Here is an 18791-nt window from a genome sequence, read left to right as displayed (position 1 = left end):
GCTGCCATAGAAGCATGGCCTTGCACGCCAAACCTAACACCCTCCACAAAAATGCCGCTTCCGGGGAAGCGGCAAAGATTGAGTCGGAAGCGACTCAGTACGTGGAAGCGGTCTCAAGGCATGGCGGCTCAGCCCGTCATGTCCAACACGATCCGCCCTTCGATCTTGCCGTCGAGCATGCGTTGGAAGACGTCGTTGATGTTTTCCAGCTTCTCGGTGGCGATGGTGGCCTCGACCTTGCCTTGACCGGCGAAATCGAGCGCTTCCTGAAGGTCTTGTCGAGTGCCGACGATGGAGCCACGCACGGTGATGCCGTTGAGCACCGTATCGAAGATCGGCAGCGGGAAGTCGCCCGGCGGCAGGCCATTGAGCACCAGGGTGCCTCCGCGACGCAGCATGCGTTGGGCCTGATCGAAGGCCTTGGGTGACACCGCGGTGACCAGCGCGCCATGAGCACCGCCGACCTCGCGTTTGAGGGTCTCGGCCGGATCGGCCTTCAAGGCATTGACGACAACGGTGGCCCCCAGGCGCTCGGCCAGCGCCAGCTTGCCGTCGTCGATATCCACCGCGGCCACGTTAAAGCCCATGGCCTTGGCATATTGCACCGCCATGTGACCGAGACCGCCGATACCCGAGATCACCACCCACTGGCCAGGACGGGCATCGGTCATCTTGAGTCCCTTGTAGACCGTCACGCCGGCACACAGCACCGGCGCGATCTCCAGGAAGTCGACGTTGTCGGGCAGCCGCCCCACGTAGCCGGCATCGGCCAGGGTGTAGTCGGCGAAACCGCCGTTCACCGAGTAGCCGGTGTTCTGCTGTGACTCGCACAGGGTCTCCCAGCCCCCTAGACAGTGTTCGCAATGGCCGCAGGTAGAATAGAGCCACGGCACGCCGACACGGTCACCCTCCTTGACGTGCTTGACCCCCTCGCCCACCGCCACGATATGGCCGACGCCCTCGTGACCGGGTATGAAGGGTGGGCTGGGCTTGACTGGCCAGTCGCCGTGGGCGGCATGCAGATCAGTGTGGCACACGCCCGAGGCGGCTATCTTGACCAGGATCTCACCCTGCTGCGGTCGCGGGGTCGCGACCTCCTCGAGCGCCAGCGGTTCGCCGAACTGGCGTACCACGGCAGCTTTCATCGTCTTGTCCATTGTCATTTCTCCTCGGTTGGCGGGCAGCCGAACGCTGCGCGCCTTTGAGTGCGCCGAAGCCGTGATGGAGCGGTGACTCCACTATTGATGAAACGGGAATGCCGTTCGGGGCAGTGCCCCGAACGGCCCAGGCTCAATAAAGCCCCATCGGGTCGTCGCTGTAGGAGACCAGCACACACTTCACTTGCTGGTAGTGGTCGAGCATAAGTTTGTGGGTCTCACGGCCGATGCCTGATTTCTTGTAGCCACCGAAGGCGGCGTGCGCGGGGTATTGGTGGTAGCAGTTGGTCCACACGCGTCCGGCTTGAATGCCCCGGCCCATGCGGTAGGCGCGGTTCATGTCGCGGGTCCAGACCCCGGCGCCCAGGCCAAACTCGGTATCGTTGGCGATGGCCAGCGCTTCTTCTTCGTCACGGAAGGTGGTGATGGCAAGCGTGGGGCCGAAGATTTCCTCCTGGAAGACGCGCATGTCGTTGCGGCCCTTGAGAATGGTGGGCTGCACGTAGAAACCACCGGCCAGCTCGCCCTCGAGCGTGGTCTTGCCGCCGCCCAGCAGGCATTCGGCGCCCTCCTCGCGGCCGATGTCCATGTACGAGAGGATCTTGTCGTACTGCTCCTTGGAGACTTGCGCGCCGATCTGCGTTTCGGTGTCCAGCGGATCGCCCTGGCGGATGGTCTTGGCGCGTTCGATGGCGCGGGCCATGAACTCGTCGTAGATCGACTCGTGGACCAGCGCGCGGGAGGGGCAAGTACACACTTCGCCCTGGTTGAAGAAGGTCATCAGCAGGCCTTCGATGCACTTCTCGGCGAAGGCGTCGCCATGCGAGAGCACGTCCTCGAAGTAGACGTTGGGCGACTTGCCGCCCAGTTCCAGCGTGGCCGGGACGATGCGCTTGGCGGCATTGGCCATGATATGGCTGCCTACCGGCGTGGAACCGGTGAAGGCGATCTTGGCGACACCTTCATGCGTGGTCAGCGCCTCGCCGGCTTCTTCACCGAGGCCATGCACGACGTTGATCACGCCCGGCGGCACCAGGTCGGCGATGAGTTCGAGGAAGATGTTGATCGAGGCCGGGGTCTGCTCGGCCGGCTTGAGCACCGAGCAGTTGCCGGCAGCAAGCGCGGGCGCCAGCTTCCAGGTCGCCATGAGGATGGGGAAGTTCCAGGGAATGATCTGGCCCACCACGCCGTAGGGCTCGTGGTAGTGATAAGCGACGGTGTTCTCATCGACTTCGCTGATGGTGCCTTCCTGGGCACGCAAGCAACCGGCGAAATAGCGGAAGTGATCCGCCACCAACGGGATGTCGGCACCGCTGGTTTCGCGGATCGGCTTGCCGTTGTCCCAGGTTTCGGCCACGGCGAGCTTGTCGATGTTCTGCTCGACACGGTCAGCGATCTGGAGCAGCACCTTGGCGCGCTCGGCGGGTGGCATCTTGCCCCAGGCCGGAGCGGCTTTCTGTGCCGCCTTCACCGCACGGTCGATATCCGCTGCCGATGAACGCGGCACCTGACAGAAGACTTCACCGGTGACCGGGGTGATGTTGTCCAGATAGCGACCATCAGCGGGCGCCACCCACTCGCCGCCGATGAAATTCTCGTAACGCGACTTGAAGTCGACGACGGCACCCGGGGTGCCGGGACGTGCATGAATCATGGCGTGTCTCCTTGGGTGAATGCGCCGGGGCGAATCGTCTGGTGTGCGACCCTGCCCCTTGGAAAATGAGTACGCATCGCCCTCAGCATGGCCTGTCAGCCAGGCGTCGGTTTGCCTGCCAGTCTCCGACGTTTGTCTGCCAGTCTCAGATACTGAATTTGCCTACACTGCAAGGTAACGGGCGTCATCCACGCCCATACCGTCGGTACCGCTGAGGAGTTCGCCATGCACGCTGTCACGCCTCCCGATTCGCGCTCCCGGGCATCCCAAGTGGACAACGCCAGCGCGCTCGAGCAACTGGCGGACACGCCCCGCACACGGCGCTTGATCGAGAATCGCATCTGTTATGCCGGCCCGCATGCGGAGCTTTCGATCTACGACACCTGGTGGCCCGCGCAGGATGTCGCCCTGAGCGCCGAGCGGGTGCTCTACTGCGGCATGCTGCAAGGGCGCAAGGTCATGAATGGCGCCACCGAAGGACCGGAAACTTTCTTGCCAGGCGAGAGCTTCGTACTGGCGCCGCACCAGGAAGTGCGCATCGACTTCCCCGATGCGCACCCCGATGCGCCCACTACCTGCCTGACCATCGATCTCGATCCCGCGCGCATTCACGCCCTTAGCGAACGCCTCAACCAGACCCAGCCACGCGAGCGGGAGCTCGGCGAGTGGCACTATCATCCCCAGGCACTGCACGTACCGCACAGTCCAACCACCCAGGCGCTTATCGAACGCTTGATGGGGCTCTTCCGCGAGAATCACCCCGACCGCGACGCGCTGATCGGGCTGGGCATCGACGAGTTGATCGTACGTTTGCTGCGGACCCAATCGCGTGAGTTGCTGCTCGCCGACGCCCGCCAGGCGCCGCCGCGTCACGGGCTCGCGGCGGCGCTTTCCTGGCTGGAACGCCACCCCGAGCTGCCTCTGGATGGGGCGCAATTGGCCCGCGAGGCCTGCATGAGCAAAGCGCGCCTGTACCGGCTGTTTCAGCGCGAGGTCGGCTATACCCCCGGCGAGTACCAGCAGCGCCTGCGCCTGGCACGCGCCCGGCAGTGGCTGCGCGAGGCCGACGCCCCCATCACCGAAATCTGCTACTCGCTGGGCTATCGCAGCCTCAGCCACTTCACGCGGCGCTTCAAGGCAGCCTATGGGCTCACACCGGGCGACTATCGCCGTCTACTCATCGCCTGAGCGCGCGGCGCCCCAAAGACGCCCAAAATGCATCTTCTATCAGCGTCTCCTCAAGGAGCGTGCTTGCAATTCTGCGTCAATCCGATAAAGTGGATAACGAAATTTTATTCTACCCGCGCAAGGCAAGAATTCCTCGTGATGCACGTTCGCCGTACTAAGCCATAAGTACTAGGCAATATGAGTGTCACGCGGAATTCGTGACCGGGGTAGGCATTTCCTGCATCGCGCCGCGATGCATATAGTGTTTACAAGAGAGATATCATGACGCTACGTCACGCCGAAAGCGGCGACGCACCGCGACTGCACCTCGACCTCACTCCCTTTCAGGAAGACGGTCAGTGCTACGGCGACTACCACCGCTTGCCACTCAACCCGATGCTCAAGCGCCTGTGCATAGAAGCGCGCCGCGCCGGCCTCGCGGATGCATCGCTCGAGGCTCGCGACCTGATGAGCCATATGGCACTCGACGAAGACCATATCGTCACTCAAGAGATTTCCGGACGCGTGTGGCGCTATAACGTTGGCTACTCGGAAGCGCCCAGCCAGCTCGACTCGGCGCTGGACTCGCTCGGCGAGCGCATGCTCGAGGAACCACTGCCCACCGGCTTGGCACAGCTCACCGAGTCATGGGTGTACATGCCCGGCCAGCTCGATGCCGCCACGACCCAGAGCACCGACGTGCTGTGGATGGATAAGCCCGCATGGGCACGCTATCGCCTCGAACAGGTTCAGCTCTGGTTTCGCGCCCTGCGCGACGATGCCGAGCGCCTCGGCGACGGCTGGCTGGCCTGGCACTTGACCCATCTACCGCTGACACGCGCACCGGTGTTCGATAGCGTCGATGCTTTCAGCAAGCTGGCGCGCCTCGACCTCGGTGGCCGCGACGCCCTGGGAGAGCTCTCCTTCGTGCGTTATCAACATGGGGAATGTCACGAGGGCATGGGGCTGGCGATCACGCAACTGCCGCACCGCATCGATACACTGGCGTCGTTGGACGACGCTCTGGTGGTTCCCGCACGCCAGGTCGATGCCATCCTCGAACGCCTCGATCACGCCCTCGCGAGCTAGGCTTTATTGCGAAAGCGGCCTGTGCGACAAGCGCGGCAATCAACGAAAAATGCCCCCGGTGTCGAAATCACGGCGCCGGGGGCGTTGCGTTGTGGTTTGCGTGTCGTTTCCGTCAGCCGGTACGCCTGAGCAGCACGATGCCCAACGCATAGCAGGCCACGGTGGGCACCAACACCGCGAATACCGGCGAGAAGCCGAACAGCATCGATGCCGGCGCCAGCAGATCCTGCAGGTATTTGAACGAGACGCCGACGATGATGCCGTAGAATACTCGCGTGCCGGCAGCCACGGTGCGCAGCGGACCGAACACGAACGACGCGGCTACTAGCATCAAGCCCGCTAGGGTGAAGGGCAGCAGCATTTTCTGCCAGAAATACAGAAGCGGCTGCGTCGCCTCGAGGCCCTGGTTACCCAGGTAACTGGCGTAACGCCACAAGTCGCTGGGCGACTGGCTCTCCAATGGGCGCAACAGACGATTGAGCTGGGCGGGGGTGAACGAGGTTTCCCAGGTACGCTTGTCAGTAGTCTCGACGACGGTCCGCCCATCTTCGAAACGCGTTTCCTCGATGTTTTGCCATTGCCAGCTGCCGTTTTCCCAGACCGCACGATCGGCATGCGTGGCGCTGACCAGTTGTGTGCCATCGAAGTGGTATCGCGTGACATCGATGACCACGTCGTCTGCGCGGATGGTGCCGAAGCGATAGAAGTCATCGCCCTCGCGCTGCCAGCCGCCGCGTTCGGAGAGGATCGCACCCTCGCCCTCGAGTTGTTCCAGACGCCAGGCTTCCGCGTATTGCTCGGTCACCGGGCTGACCCATTCGCTGACCGCCATGGTCAGGATGATCACCAAGCCTAACGGCTTCATGGCACCCCACAGAATACGGGCCAGCGAACGCCCGGAGGCGCGCATCACCGTCAACTCGTTGCTCGATGCCATGCTGCCCAGGCCGATCAAGGCGCCGATCAGCACGCCTACCGGTGCATACTGATAAAACCGCCACGGCAGGCGCATCAGCAGATACGCAAAGACGTCCAGAGCGCTGTAGTTACCCTCGACGTCACCGAGATCGTTGATATAGGAAATGACCAGGTCCAGCCCCAGGATCATGACCTGCACGACCAGCATGGCCGACAGCACATTGCGCGCAATGTAGCGATCGAAACGGTCGAAAATCATGTGCGGCCCCCTCGGCGCTGATCACGGCGTGTCATCCAGATCCCCAACAGCAGATATCCCAAGTGGATCGGCCACATGCCGATGGAGGGCGCCAGCGAGCCACGCGAGATGGCGTCCTGTGCCGCCAGCAATAAACTCAAATAACTGATGTGCAAGAAGATCGCCGGCATCAACTTGGCGAAACGTCCCTGGCGCGGATTGACGCGCGACAGCGGCAGCGCCAGCAGGGTGAGGATTGGCACCATCAGTGGCATGGAAAGCCGCCACTGCAGGTTCGCCCAGGCTTCATTGCCACCCCGCTCGATGAGCTCAGGCGTCGAGGTCAGCTCGGCCGCGTCGAGATTGATGCGTTCGCTGGACTGTGAAAGACGCACTGCATAGGTGTCGAACTGCAACCGCTCGGCGACGTTCTTTCCTGGTTCGACGCTATAGCGCTCGCCATCGGTCAGCACCAGAAAGCGGCTGCCGGTATCCTCGTCGACCGTCTGATAGCCGCCTTCGGCACGGGTGACCACCGTCTCCGGTGTGCCATCGTTGCGTGGCTGGCGTTCGCTGATGAAGACGTTTTCCATCCGCGAGCGGTCATCGTTGAGACTCTCGGTATAGGCCGTACGCCCGCTGCCGAACTCCTGGAAACGCCCCGGTTGCAGCACCGAGAAATCGAGCCGGCTTTTCTGTTCCTCGAGCACCATCTCGTTGTGGCGGGCTCCACTCGGGGTTAGCCACAGGCTGCACACGGCCACCAGAATTGCCACCAGCACTGCCGGCCACAGCGTCACTCGCAACAGCCGGTTGGGGCTGATGCCGCAGGCCACCAGCACCGTGATTTCGCTATTGAGGTAAAGCTGCCCGAACGCCAGCAAAATGCCGAGAAAGAACGACAGCGGTAGCACCAGCTCCATGAACCCGGGCAGATGGAAAAGCATCAGGGTGCCGAGAATGTTGGCGGGAATATCCCCTTGCGCGGCATCGCCGAAATAGCGAATGAAGCGGCTGCCCATGATCACCAGCAATAGCACGCCGGCCACGGCAGCCATGGTGGCGAGGATCTCGCGCGTTAAATAGCGGAATACGATCAAGCGTCTTCTCCCGGGTCGGCTCCCTGGTCCACGACGACCCCTTGCAGGGCCCAATGCAGCCTTCGACCACCCTCCCCATGCATTGCGTTCCGGCTTTGCGTACACTGGAATACGTTCAGCGCCGGCATCCTTGTCGGCATTATCCAGAATACCCGGACACTTGTCTCGCCACGAGACAAGTCATGTCAGCTCAGTCGTGTGGAGACTTCATGGAATCCCCCGTAATCAACGTCAACCCGGCCAAGGTCGAAACGGCATGCATGATCGTGCCCGTCTTCAAGGATGGGGACCTGCTGCCGGCGGCGGACAAGCTCGACGACGCCAGTGAACGCCTGATCGGCCAGCTTCTCGACCGGGGCGACTTCGAGCCCAGCCTCGGCAACGTACAACTGATCCCGTTCGCGCCCGGCCTTGGCGCCGAGCGCTTGCTGCTCGTCGGCCTCGGCGAGCGCGCCAAGTGCGGCGAGGGCCAGCTCATCAAGGCCCTCGACGCCGCCTTCGCTACCATCGTCAAGCTACCGCTCGACGACGTAGCCGCTACGTTCACCGACGTGCCGGTCGGCGAACGCGACACCGCCTGGAAGGCTCGCGTCACACTGGAAGCCGCGCATCGTGCCTGCTACCGCTTCGATGACTTCAAGTCGCAGCCTGCTCCCGCGCCGCGTCTCAAGAGCCTGACGCTACTGGTCAGCGACCAGGACGAAACGCCTCAGGCCGAGCTAGGCGCGCGCATCGGTTCCGCCGTCGGCGAAGGGGTCTCGCTGACGCGCACCCTGGGCAACCTGCCCGGCAATGTCTGCACGCCGCGCTACCTCGCCGAGCAGGCACAAAAACTGGCAGCGGATACCGATGGCACATTGGATGTCGAGATCCTTGACGAGGACGCGCTGAAAGCGCTGGGCGCCAACGCCCTGCTCTCCGTGGGCCAGGGCAGCGAAGAACCCTCGCGCCTGATCATCATGCAGTATCGCGGCGCCGAGGACCCGGACGAAGCCCCCCACGTCCTCGTCGGCAAGGGTATCACCTTCGATTCCGGTGGTATCTCGCTCAAGCCGGGAGCCGGCATGGATGAGATGAAGTTCGACATGTGCGGCGCCGCGAGCGTCTTCGGCACCATGAAGACGGTGCTCGCGCTCAAGCCCAAGATCAATATCATCGGCGTGGTGGCAAGTGCCGAGAACATGCCCGATGGCCGCGCCATCAAGCCCGGCGACATCGTCAAGACCCTCAAGGGACTCAACGTCGAGATCCTCAACACCGACGCCGAGGGGCGTATGGCGCTGTGCGACGCGCTCAGCTACATCGAGCGTTTCAAGCCCGCCAGCGTGGTGGATATCGCCACCCTGACCGGCGCTGCGATCATCGCCCTGGGCCATCACGCCTCGGGGCTACTGTCCAACGACGACGATCTCGCGCTGGACCTGCTCGACGCCGGCGAGAACGCCTGGGACCGCGCCTGGCACCTGCCCTTGTGGGACGAGTACCAGAGCCAGCTCGATTCCAACTTCGCCGACCTGGCCCACATCGGCGGTCGCCCCGCCGGCACCATCACGGCAGCTTGCTTCCTGTCGCGTTTCGCCGATGCCTATCCCTGGGCGCACCTGGATATCGCCGGTACCGCCTGGAGTTCGGGTGAAAAGAAAGGCGCCAGCGGCCGCCCCGTAGGCCTGTTGACCCAGTACTTGCTCGACCGCGAAACCGAGGCCAACGAGACGCGTCCCAGCGTCGAGTGACCCTTCGCAGTAAACAATTTGCATGCTAACGTAAGCAGCAGGCGCGCCGGCCTTTCCTCATCCGACGCGCCTGTGCCATTCTCGGCATCCGACCGAGCGCCAGATTTGACGGAGAACTTCAGTGACCCCTTCAGGCTTCGATATACGGCCTAATGCACATCCCAAGGATGTCGCCCTGCGCGAGACGATTCTCGAGAACCCCGGCTTCGGTCGTCATTTCAGCGACCACATGGCTCATATCCGCTGGACGAGCGATGTCGGCTGGCATGGCCACGAAGTCCGCCCCTACGGGCCGTTGACGCTGGACCCGGCAGCGGCGGTATTGCATTACGCCCAGGAAATCTTCGAGGGCATCAAGGCTTACCGTCATGCCGACGGCTCGGTATGGACCTTCCGCCCCGAGAAGAACGCCGAGCGTTTCCGCGCTTCCGCGCGGCGCCTGGCACTGCCCGAGCTCTCCGACGAGGACTTCATCGGCTCGCTCAAGGCACTGCTCTCTCAGGACAATGTCTGGGTACCGACGCCAGCCAGCGCCGCCGAGGAGTCGAGCCTTTACCTGCGTCCGTTCATGATCGCCAGCGAGACCTTCCTCGGCGTGCGGCCCTCCAAAGAGGTCGATTACTACGTCATCGCCTCGCCGGCGGCGGCGTACTTCAAGGGTGGGGTGAATCCGGTCTCCATCTGGCTGTCCTCGCATTACAAGCGGGCCGCATCCGGCGGTACGGGTTATGCCAAGTGCGGAGGCAACTACGCCGCCTCGTTGGCAGCCCAGAAAGAAGCCGAAGCGCACGACTGCGCCCAGGTCGCCTTCCTCGACGCCGCCGAGAACAAGTGGATCGAGGAACTCGGCGGCATGAACCTGTTCTTCGTCTACAAGGACGGGCGCATCGTCACGCCCAAGTTGACCGGCACCATCCTCGAAGGCGTCACCCGTGACTCCATCCTGGAACTCGCCCGGGATCAGGGCCTGACGCCCGAGGAGCGTCACATCAGTATCGACGAGTGGCGCGCCGGTGCGGCGTCCGGCGAGATTACCGAGGTCTTCGCCTGCGGCACCGCCGCCGTCATCACCCCGGTCGGCGAGCTGCGCAGCGAAGACGAGAGCATTCGCCTCACGGCGGATAGCGGCGGTGAGGTCGGCAAGCGCCTGCGCAAGGAACTGCTCGACCTGCAATACGGCCGCAGCGAAGACACCCGCAACTGGCTGACACGCCTGGCCTGAGACGCCTAGGCTGACTGAATCGGTTCGGCTGAATCAGCCTGATAAAGAGTCCCTCATACGATGGCACGGCCCGGCCGTGTCGTCCGCTTTTTACGGCAAGGAGGTCACGATGACGAAAGTGATGCTGATTACCGGCGCGTTGATCGATACCGACGGCGGCGTTTAGTCAACATCGATTGGCTGCGCGTCGCCCAGGCGGCGTTGAATCCAGCTTCGCGATGCTCATTGAAGAACCCTCAACTGCGCTCGCTTAGCTGGATTCGCCTTGCCTGAGGCTAGCTCGCTCAATCGCTCGGGTGTTGGGCTGTAAGCCAAAGAATCAGATAGTCTACCTTTCGTAGCTCGTAGCTCGTAGCTCGTAGCTCGTAGCCGGGATTGTCTTTCTTCCAGCTTCCAGGCGCGTAGCGCCGCTCTTACAACTTACGACTCCCCGAAGGGGCCCATGACCCAAGTCGATTTCTACATCTTGCCCGATACCACGCTCGACGCGCGGTTGGACTTCGCTTGCCGGCTGGCGGAGACCATCCACCGCAAGGGTTATCGGTTGCATATCCACACCGAGGACGAAGCCATGGCGCGCGATCTCGATGATCGGCTGTGGACCTTCAAGCCCGAAAGCTACCTGCCTCACGCGGTGCTGGCCGACGAAGTCGATCCCCTGCCGCCGGTGACCCTGGGCTGGGAAACGCCGCCGGAGCCCGGTGTGGAGGCGATGCTCAACCTGCACCCTGAGATTCCCGAGTGGTTCTCACGCTTCGAGCGCGTCGCCGAGATCATCAACCAGCATCAGGATGTGTTGACCGCCAAGCGCGCCTGCTGGCAGACCTATAAAAAGCGCGGCTACCCCGTCAAAGCCAACGACCTCACCGGCACCTCACGCAACGCCGCGGGCTGAGCGCCGCCATGACGTCACCCCGCTTACGGGGTTATACTTGTCGGCATTTTTCGCCACGGCCATGCGCCGTGATGACCGTATTTCAAGAGCCGACCGACGCCCATGGACAAGACCTACCAACCCGATCAGATCGAAACCCGCTGGTATCAGCGCTGGGAAGACGCCAACCGTTTCGCCCCCTCGGGCCAGGGCGAGCCCTACTCGATCATGATTCCGCCGCCTAACGTGACCGGCAGCCTGCACATGGGCCACGCCTTTCAGGACACCATCATGGATACCCTGATTCGCTGGCGCCGCATGCAGCAATACAACACGCTGTGGCAGGTGGGCACCGACCACGCCGGCATCGCCACGCAGATGCTGGTGGAACGCAAGGTCGCGGCGGAAGACGGCAAGAGTCGTCACGACCTGGGGCGCGACGCCTTCACCGACAAGATTTGGGAGTGGAAGCACGAATCCGGCGGCCATATCACCCGGCAGCTGCGCCGCATGGGCGCCAGCGTCGACTGGTCGCGTGAGCGCTTCACCATGGACGACGGCTTCTACAAGGCGGTGCAGGAAGTCTTCGTGCGGTTGTTCGACGAGGGGCTCATCTATCGCGGCAAGCGCCTGGTCAACTGGGACCCGACACTGCATACCGCGATCTCCGACCTGGAAGTCGAGAACAAGGATCAGCAAGGCCAATTCTGGCATTTCCGGTATCCGCTGGCCGACGGCGTGACCACCGATGACGGTCAGGGTCACCTCATCGTCGCCACCACGCGCCCCGAGACGCTGCTCGGCGACACCGGTGTCGCCGTCAATCCCGAGGACCCGCGCTACGCCTCGCTGATCGGCAAGTTCGTCGAACTGCCGCTGGTTGGGCGTCGCATTCCCATCGTCGCCGACGAGCATGCCGACATGGACAAGGGCTCGGGCTGCGTGAAGATCACCCCCGCCCACGACTTCAACGACTACGAGGTCGGTCGCCGCCAGCAACTGCCGCTGATCAACGTCTTCACCCCGGACGCCAGCATCCTGCCGCGCGCCGAAGCCTTCGATATCCAGGGCCGCCCGCTCGGCGAGATCGACACCGCCTTGCCGTCCGCCTACGTCGGGCTCGACCGCTTCGCGGCGCGCCAGGCCATCGTCGACGATATGCAGGCCGCCGGACTGCTGGCGCAGATCGAAACCGTCAACAACACCCTGCCCTATGGCGACCGCTCCGGCGACGTCATCGAGCCACTCTTGACCGATCAATGGTTCGTGGCCGTCGAGGAACTGGCCAAGCCGGCCATCGCCGCGGTGGAGAACGGCGACATCGAGTTCGTGCCCAAGAACTACGAGAACATGTACTTCGCCTGGATGCGCGACCTCCAGGACTGGTGCATCTCGCGCCAACTGTGGTGGGGGCATCGCATTCCGGCCTGGTACGACGCGGATGGCAATGTCTTCGTGGCGCGCAGCGCCGAGGAAGCCCGCGACAAGTACGGCCTCGCCGCCGACGTGGCCCTCACCCAAGACGAAGACGTCCTCGATACCTGGTTCAGCTCAGGCCTGTGGACTTTCGGCACCCTGGGCTGGCCGGAGCAGACCCCGGAACTCGAGACCTTCCACCCGTCCAGCGTGCTGGTCACCGGCTTCGACATCATCTTCTTCTGGGTCGCGCGGATGATCATGATGACGCTGAAGTTCACCGACGAGGTGCCTTTCAAGAAGGTCTACGTGCATGGCCTGGTGCGCGACGGCCAGGGTCAGAAGATGTCCAAGTCCAAGGGCAACGTGCTCGACCCCATCGACCTGATCGACGGCATCGACCTGGACGCGCTGATCGACAAGCGCACCGGCAACATGATGCAACCGCAAAAGGCCAAGGCCATCGCCAAGGCCACGCGTGACGAGTTTCCGCAAGGCATCGAGCCCCACGGCACCGATGCGCTGCGCTTTACCTTCCTCTCGCAGGCCACCACCGGGCGCGACATCAAGTTCGACATGGGCCGCCTGGACGGCTATCGCAACTTCTGCAACAAGCTGTGGAACGCCTCGCGCTACGTGCTGATGAACGCCGAGGGCGAGGACTGCGGCCACGAGGGTGAAGTGGAGCTGTCGCTGGCCGACCGCTGGATCGTCTCGCGTCTGCAGCAGACCGAGGCCCAGGTGACCCGCGCGATGGAAGAGTTCCGCTTCGACCACGCCTCGCAGGCGCTCTACGACTTCGTCTGGAACGAGTATTGCGACTGGTACCTGGAACTCTCCAAGCCGGTGCTGTGGGACGACAACGCCACTGCCGCCGCCAAGCGTGGCACGCGCCGCACGCTGGTGCGGGTGCTGGAAACCGTCCTGCGCCTCGCGCATCCGATGATGCCGTTCATCAGCGAAGAGATCTGGCAACGCGTCGCGCCGCTGGCCGGCACCCATAAAGGCGGCGATGACTCGATCATGGCCCAACCCTGGCCGCAGGCCGACCAGAGCCGCATCGACGAGAACGCCACGCGCGATATCGAATGGCTCAAGGGCGTGATCATCGCCGTGCGCAATATCCGCGCCGAGATGAACATCGCCCCCGGCAAGCCGCTCAAGGCACTGCTCACCAAGGGCGCAGAAGCCGACCGCGAACGCCTGGAAGCCTATCGGCTGTTCCTCTCCAAGTTGGCCAAGCTCGAGAGCATTACTTGGCTCGACGATCCCGACCAGGCTCCGCTCGCCGCCACCCAATTGGTCGGTGACATGGAAGTGCTGGTGCCCATGGCGGGGCTGATCGACAAGGACGCCGAACTGGCTCGCCTGGCCAAGGAAATCGACAAGCAGGACAAGTTCATCGGCGGCATCCAGAAGAAACTCGGCAACGAGGGCTTCATCAGCAAGGCCCCCGCCGAGGTCGTCGAGAAAGAACGCGCCAAGCTCGCCGACGCCCAGGCCAGCCGTCAGCACCTCAGCGAGCAACGCGACAAGATCGCCGCGCTGTAAGCGCCGCTGTCACAACGTCGGGACAACGCCGGCGCAAACCGAAAACGCCCATGCGGTTCACGCCGCATGGGCGTTTTCATGTCAGGGGCACGGCACATAAAAAAACCCGCGCCAGGGGGCTGCGCGGGTCGAGGCAGGGTACTACTAGGGGTGCATCGCGAAACGATGCAGGGATGGAACATCTGATGAGCACCAGATGCCGCTTACTTTATCCCTACGCGGCTCGTGCCACCAATAAATTGTTAGCATGATAGCGATAGTTCTCTTCAATCCTTGTCGCGCGTCGCCGGCGCCCGAGGCGTGGCGCCTTCCGAGTCCCGCGCTTCCAGCAGCGTCCTCAGGGACGTAACCTCGGCGTTCAGGCTTTCGATCTGTCGGGAAAGATGCCGCATCATCTCGCGGTCCGCCTTGTGCTGTCGCGATTCATGCTCGCTGTCATCGGACACCACCAACGAGCCGATGTACGCCGCGAAACTCCCGAATAGCCCCACACCGCCGACCATGAGAAAGATCGCCACGACCCGACCCAGGGTGGTGACCGGGTAATAATCGCCATAGCCCACCGTGGTCACCGTCACGAAGGCCCACCACAGCGCTTCCTCTGCGGTGTCGATGGGACTTTGTGGATGCGGTGACTCGACCAGCAACATGGTGATCGCCCCGAACGCCACCAGCAGCAACGTGGCGGTCGCCGCCGAAGCAAATACCCCCTCGGCACGATTGCGAAACAGTACCCGCCAGATCATGTGCAGGGATTTCAGCGCACGGATCACCCGCAGCATCTGCACGACACGGAACAATCGCGCCCCCTGGAAAGGCCCCGGCGGGATACAAGCCAGAAGGTCGAGCCACCCCCAGCGCATGTAGCGCCACTTGTCGGGAGCGGCGCGAAAGCGCAGGCAGAAATCCACGAAGAAGAACACGCACACCACCCAGTCCATGTAGCCCAGCAGCCGCGAGACTTCGGTCGGCAGCGTCAGGAAAAGATCCGCCAACAAGGCGCCAATCACGTAGAAGGACAGCACCAGAACGACAAGCTGGAAGGGCGTGATACGCTCCTGACTGACCGGCATACGAGTCTCCTTGGTGGCCCAGATAGCTCATGACGATGGACGCGACACGCCCCTTCCCATTCTCGAACATCGGCCGCCAGGTGGCTATTGTCAGAAAAATGCCGAGCCATGGGCCCGGCATTTCTTAACGTGTGGCGAGTGTTTAGCGGGCGATGGGCGTCGTACGCCGCTCGAGCCAATCACGAGCCGGCCCCTCGACCTTGGGCATCAAGCGTTGACGAACCTCGTCATGGTAGGCGTTGAGCCAGGCGATTTCCGCATCATCGAGCAGTGCAATATCGATGGCTCGGGTATCGATGGGGCACAGCGTGAGCGTCTCAAAATGCAGGAACTCGCCGAAGTCACTGGGCTGAGCCGAACGATTGAACACCAGGTTCTCGATGCGCACGCCCCACTGCCCCGGCCGATAGACGCCCGGCTCGATCGAGGTGATCATGCCGGGTTGCATGGCCGATTGCGGCGTCGGCGACGCGTACCACGCGATCACCTGTGGCCCTTCGTGGACATTAAGGAAATAGCCCACACCGTGCCCGGTGCCATGCCCATAGTCGATCCCTGCGGCCCACAGCGGCGCGCGGGCAATGGCATCCAACTGCGGCGATGGGATGCCACGCGGGAACTGGGCACGCGACAGCGCGATGGTGCCTTTGAGCACCTGGGTGAAATCGCGCCGGTGCGCCGCGTCGATCTCGCCCACCGGCACCACACGGGTGATGTCGGTGGTGCCGCCCAGGTATTGGGCGCCCGAGTCGATCAACAGCAAACCATCGCCTTCGATCACGGAATGCGCCGCCGGCGTGGCGTGATAATGCGGCAGCGCCCCATTGGCGTTGAAGGCGGCGATGGTCGCGAAACTCCGCGAGACGAAGCCGTCGCGCTCAGCGCGTGCGGCGGTGATACGCTCGTCGACGTTCAGCTCGGTTACCGTCTCGTCGCTGGCCAATGCGTCTTCCAGCCAGGCGAAGAAGGCGCACAGCGCAGCGCCGTCCTCCTCCATGGCGTGGCGCACATGCTCGATGTCGCGATCGCTCTTGCGGCTCTTGGCAAGCGTGCTCGGCTGAAAGGCCTCGACCACGGTCACGCCCTCCGGCACGGCCTCCGTCAGCGCCAGGCTGACCCGTGCCGGATCGATCAACAGGCGCGCGTCGGCAGACAGCCCAGCGAGACGCTCCGCCACCCACGCGTAATCGGCGACATCAATGCCGTCGTCGGCGAGCTTGCCGACCAAGGCGTCATCCAATTTGCCCGGGGCGACGAACAAGGTGGCACGCGTCACCTCGACGAGCAGGTGCGATAAGAACACCGGATTGAAGTCGACATCCGAGCCGCGCAGGTTAGTCAGCCAGGCAATGTCGTCGAGGGTCGAGACTAAGTGCGTATCGGCGCCTTGGGCCTCCATTTCCTCGCGCAACGTCGCCAGCTTTTCGCGCCGCGCGGTATCTACGTAATCGCTCGGGTGGGCACGCACCGGCGCCTCGGGCAACGCGGGGCGGTCCGGCCAGATGGCATCAAGCAAATCCCGGTGGCCTTCCCAGCGGATCCCTTTCGGCGCCAGATGCGCCTCCATCTGACGCACGTTGGCCGCCGACACCACGGCGCCGTCGAAGCCTACCGTGGCGCCTGCGGGAAGTTGCTCGGCGAGCCACTGCATGGGCCGCTGCGCCTGGCCGGGCTGGAGTTTCATCAATTCGATGCCGCTCCCGGCCAGTTGCTGCTCGGCCTGTACCCAGTAGCGGCTGTCCACCCATAGCCCGGCCGCCTGCTGGGTGATCACCAGCGTGCCTACAGAACCATCGAAGCCCGAAAGCCAAGCGCGACCCTGCCAGTGATGCGGCAGGTATTCGGAACTGTGCGGGTCGGACGATGGCAACCACCAGGCGTCGATGCCTTGCTCGCGCATGGCATCGCGCAGCGTGGCCAGACGGGCGGCGGACATTTGGGAAGATTCACTCAGCGGCATGACTCAGGCTCCGGTGGTGGCGTTGGATGGAGACGAAGCACCGGCGGGATCGACGGTGGGATTGCCCTTCAGCATACGCTTGATGAACGGCGTCAGCAGCGCCAACACGATGGCACACAGCACCAGCGCCACCGCGCAGCGACCGAACAACGCCGGCAACTGTTCCAGCTCTTCGGCATTGACGTGTCCGCCGATCAACCCGGCGACCAGATTCCCCAGCGCCGATGCGGTGAACCACAACCCCATCAGTTGGCCGCGCAGCTTGGTCGGCGCCAGCGCGCTCATGGTCGAGAGCCCGACCGGGCTCAGGCACAGCTCGCCGATCGTCAACAGCAACAGGCTGGCGGTGATCCACAACGGCGAGACCTGATCTATCCCACCGGCCACGCGCATCGCCGCGAACATCATCAAGGCAAAGCCGCCGGCCGCAAACAGCAGCCCGAGCACGAACTTCACCGGGCTGCCGGGCTCCAGGCGGCGGCGGCCGAGTGCCGGCCAAAGCCAGCCGAAGAGCGGCCCCAGCAAGATGATAAAAACCGGGTTGAACGACTGAAACCACACCGCCGGCACTTCCCAGCCGAACAACATGCGGTCGGTGTAGTCGTGGGCGAACAGGTTATAAGACGTCGGCTGCTGTTCGAAGGACGCCCAGAAAAACGCCGCCGCCATGATCAGGATGAAACACACGACGATACGCGCCCGCTCCTGCTTATCGAGCCCGCTAAAACCAAATAGAAAGACGAAATACCCCAACGCACAGACGATGATGACCGTGGTCATGGCCTCAGCGATCGCAACGGCGTTCAAGGTGATCACGCCGTTCGCCACCAGGGCGATAAAACCCGCCATCGCAATCGCCAAGCCAGCGACGTAATAGCCTACGCCGCGACGCTGTACCGACGGCGTATCCCAACTGGCGGCGCGGCCCCGCAGACTGTCGCCACGGCGCATGGAGGGAATGGCCGATAGGCGAAAGATCAGCAAGGCCACCAACATGCCCAGCCCACCGATGCCGAAGCCCCAATGCCAACCGTACTCGCGCATCAGCAAGCCGGTGAACAACGGGGCCAGCAAGGCGCCGATGTTGATCCCCATGTAGAAGATCGCGAAGCCGCCGTCGCGGCGCACATCGCCCTGATCATACAGGCTACCCACCATCACCGAGATGCAGGACTTGAAAAGTCCCGAGCCGAGCACGATCAGCACCAGCCCGATGAAGAACCAGGTCGCGCCCCAGACGGCAGAGAACGCGATAGAAAGGTGCCCCAAGGCAATGAGGACCGAGCCGTACCAGACGGCGCGTCGCTGGCCCAGCCAGTTGTCCGCCAGCCAACCGCCGGGCAAGGCCGACAGATAGACGGCGCCAGCATAGATACCGACGATGGCCGAGGCTGTTTCACGCGAGAAGCCCAGTCCCCCCTCGAACACCGTGGCGGCCATGAACAGCACGAGCAGCGGGCGAATACCGTAGTAGGAAAAACGCTCCCACATTTCGGTGAAGAATAACGGCCCCAGCGCACGAGGGTGGCCGGCGAAACCCCGATCCTCTTCGGAGCGGGGCGATGCTACATCCGTGGTAGAGCGCATTGACTATCTGCCTCGTTGATAACTTTCAGGTTGTGCCTGACGTTCGCCATGC

The 18791-nt window shown here is 63.2% G+C and carries 13 protein-coding genes; 6 read left to right on the top strand and 7 right to left on the bottom strand.

The window, feature by feature from the left end:
• Positions 1–128 precede the first annotated feature (128 nt).
• Together adhP and exaC are read right to left on the bottom strand one after the other, a co-directional pair.
• Complete coding sequence (adhP, locus tag LUN51_RS00660; protein ID WP_277809699.1) at positions 129–1157, bottom strand: alcohol dehydrogenase AdhP; 1029 nt, start codon at positions 1155–1157, stop codon at positions 129–131.
• A gap of 133 nt (positions 1158–1290) precedes the next feature.
• A complete protein-coding gene (gene exaC, locus LUN51_RS00655) occupies positions 1291–2811 on the bottom strand; it encodes an acetaldehyde dehydrogenase ExaC (RefSeq protein WP_040242999.1) in 1521 nt (506 codons plus the stop codon).
• Between the two features lie 225 nt (positions 2812–3036).
• Between exaC and LUN51_RS00650 the strand changes: the two genes are divergently transcribed.
• Positions 3037–3999, top strand: coding sequence for an AraC family transcriptional regulator (locus LUN51_RS00650; RefSeq protein WP_178999208.1), 963 nt, complete (start codon positions 3037–3039; stop codon positions 3997–3999).
• A gap of 261 nt (positions 4000–4260) precedes the next feature.
• On the top strand, positions 4261–5067 hold the full coding sequence (locus tag LUN51_RS00645; protein ID WP_277809698.1) for a hypothetical protein: 807 nt from the start codon (positions 4261–4263) through the stop codon (positions 5065–5067).
• Between the two features lie 112 nt (positions 5068–5179).
• Here LUN51_RS00645 and lptG read toward each other — a convergent pair whose 3' ends face one another.
• Together lptG and lptF are read right to left on the bottom strand one after the other, a co-directional pair.
• A complete protein-coding gene (gene lptG / locus LUN51_RS00640; protein WP_277809697.1) occupies positions 5180–6244 on the bottom strand; it encodes an LPS export ABC transporter permease LptG in 1065 nt (354 codons plus the stop codon).
• Positions 6241–7323: an LPS export ABC transporter permease LptF gene (gene lptF, locus LUN51_RS00635; protein ID WP_277809696.1), complete on the bottom strand. Its 1083-nt coding sequence runs from the start codon at positions 7321–7323 to the stop codon at positions 6241–6243. The genes lptG and lptF overlap by 4 nt, the downstream gene beginning before the upstream one ends.
• 209 nt (positions 7324–7532) lie before the next feature.
• On the opposite strand from lptF, the gene LUN51_RS00630 reads away from it, so the two are divergent.
• The 4 genes from LUN51_RS00630 to LUN51_RS00615 all read left to right on the top strand — a co-directional run bounded on the left by LUN51_RS00630 (position 7533) and on the right by LUN51_RS00615 (position 14119).
• Positions 7533–9056 carry a leucyl aminopeptidase gene (locus tag LUN51_RS00630; RefSeq protein ID WP_277809695.1) on the top strand — a complete coding sequence of 508 codons (1524 nt, stop codon included), beginning with the start codon at positions 7533–7535 and terminating at the stop codon, positions 9054–9056.
• 121 nt (positions 9057–9177) lie between these two features.
• Complete coding sequence (locus LUN51_RS00625; protein WP_277809694.1) at positions 9178–10278, top strand: branched-chain amino acid aminotransferase; 1101 nt, start codon at positions 9178–9180, stop codon at positions 10276–10278.
• A 442-nt stretch (positions 10279–10720) separates the two neighbouring features.
• Positions 10721–11173, top strand: a complete 453-nt coding sequence (locus LUN51_RS00620) for a DNA polymerase III subunit chi (RefSeq protein WP_277809693.1) — start codon at positions 10721–10723, stop codon at positions 11171–11173.
• 102 nt (positions 11174–11275) lie between these two features.
• Entirely contained in the window at positions 11276–14119 is a 2844-nt protein-coding gene (locus LUN51_RS00615) for a valine--tRNA ligase (protein WP_277809692.1), read from the top strand.
• Between the two features lie 266 nt (positions 14120–14385).
• On the opposite strand, the gene LUN51_RS00610 is transcribed toward LUN51_RS00615, so the two are convergent.
• From LUN51_RS00610 to LUN51_RS00600, 3 genes are all read right to left on the bottom strand, one after another.
• Positions 14386–15192, bottom strand: a complete 807-nt coding sequence (locus LUN51_RS00610) for a potassium channel family protein (RefSeq protein WP_277809691.1) — start codon at positions 15190–15192, stop codon at positions 14386–14388.
• Positions 15193–15334: 142 nt separating this feature from the next.
• Positions 15335–17152: an aminopeptidase P family protein gene (locus LUN51_RS00605; RefSeq protein ID WP_277809690.1), complete on the bottom strand. Its 1818-nt coding sequence runs from the start codon at positions 17150–17152 to the stop codon at positions 15335–15337.
• A 3-nt stretch (positions 17153–17155) separates the two neighbouring features.
• The gene (locus LUN51_RS00600; protein WP_277809689.1) at positions 17156–18739 is read right to left on the bottom strand and encodes a peptide MFS transporter; all 1584 of its coding nucleotides are present in this window, start codon (positions 18737–18739) and stop codon (positions 17156–17158) included.
• Between the last annotated feature and the right edge of the window lie 52 nt (positions 18740–18791).

Source organism: Chromohalobacter canadensis, assembly GCF_029544075.1.
Taxonomy (GTDB): Bacteria; Pseudomonadota; Gammaproteobacteria; order Pseudomonadales; family Halomonadaceae; genus Chromohalobacter; species Chromohalobacter canadensis_A.
This window is presented reverse-complemented; position numbering and strand designations above follow the sequence as displayed.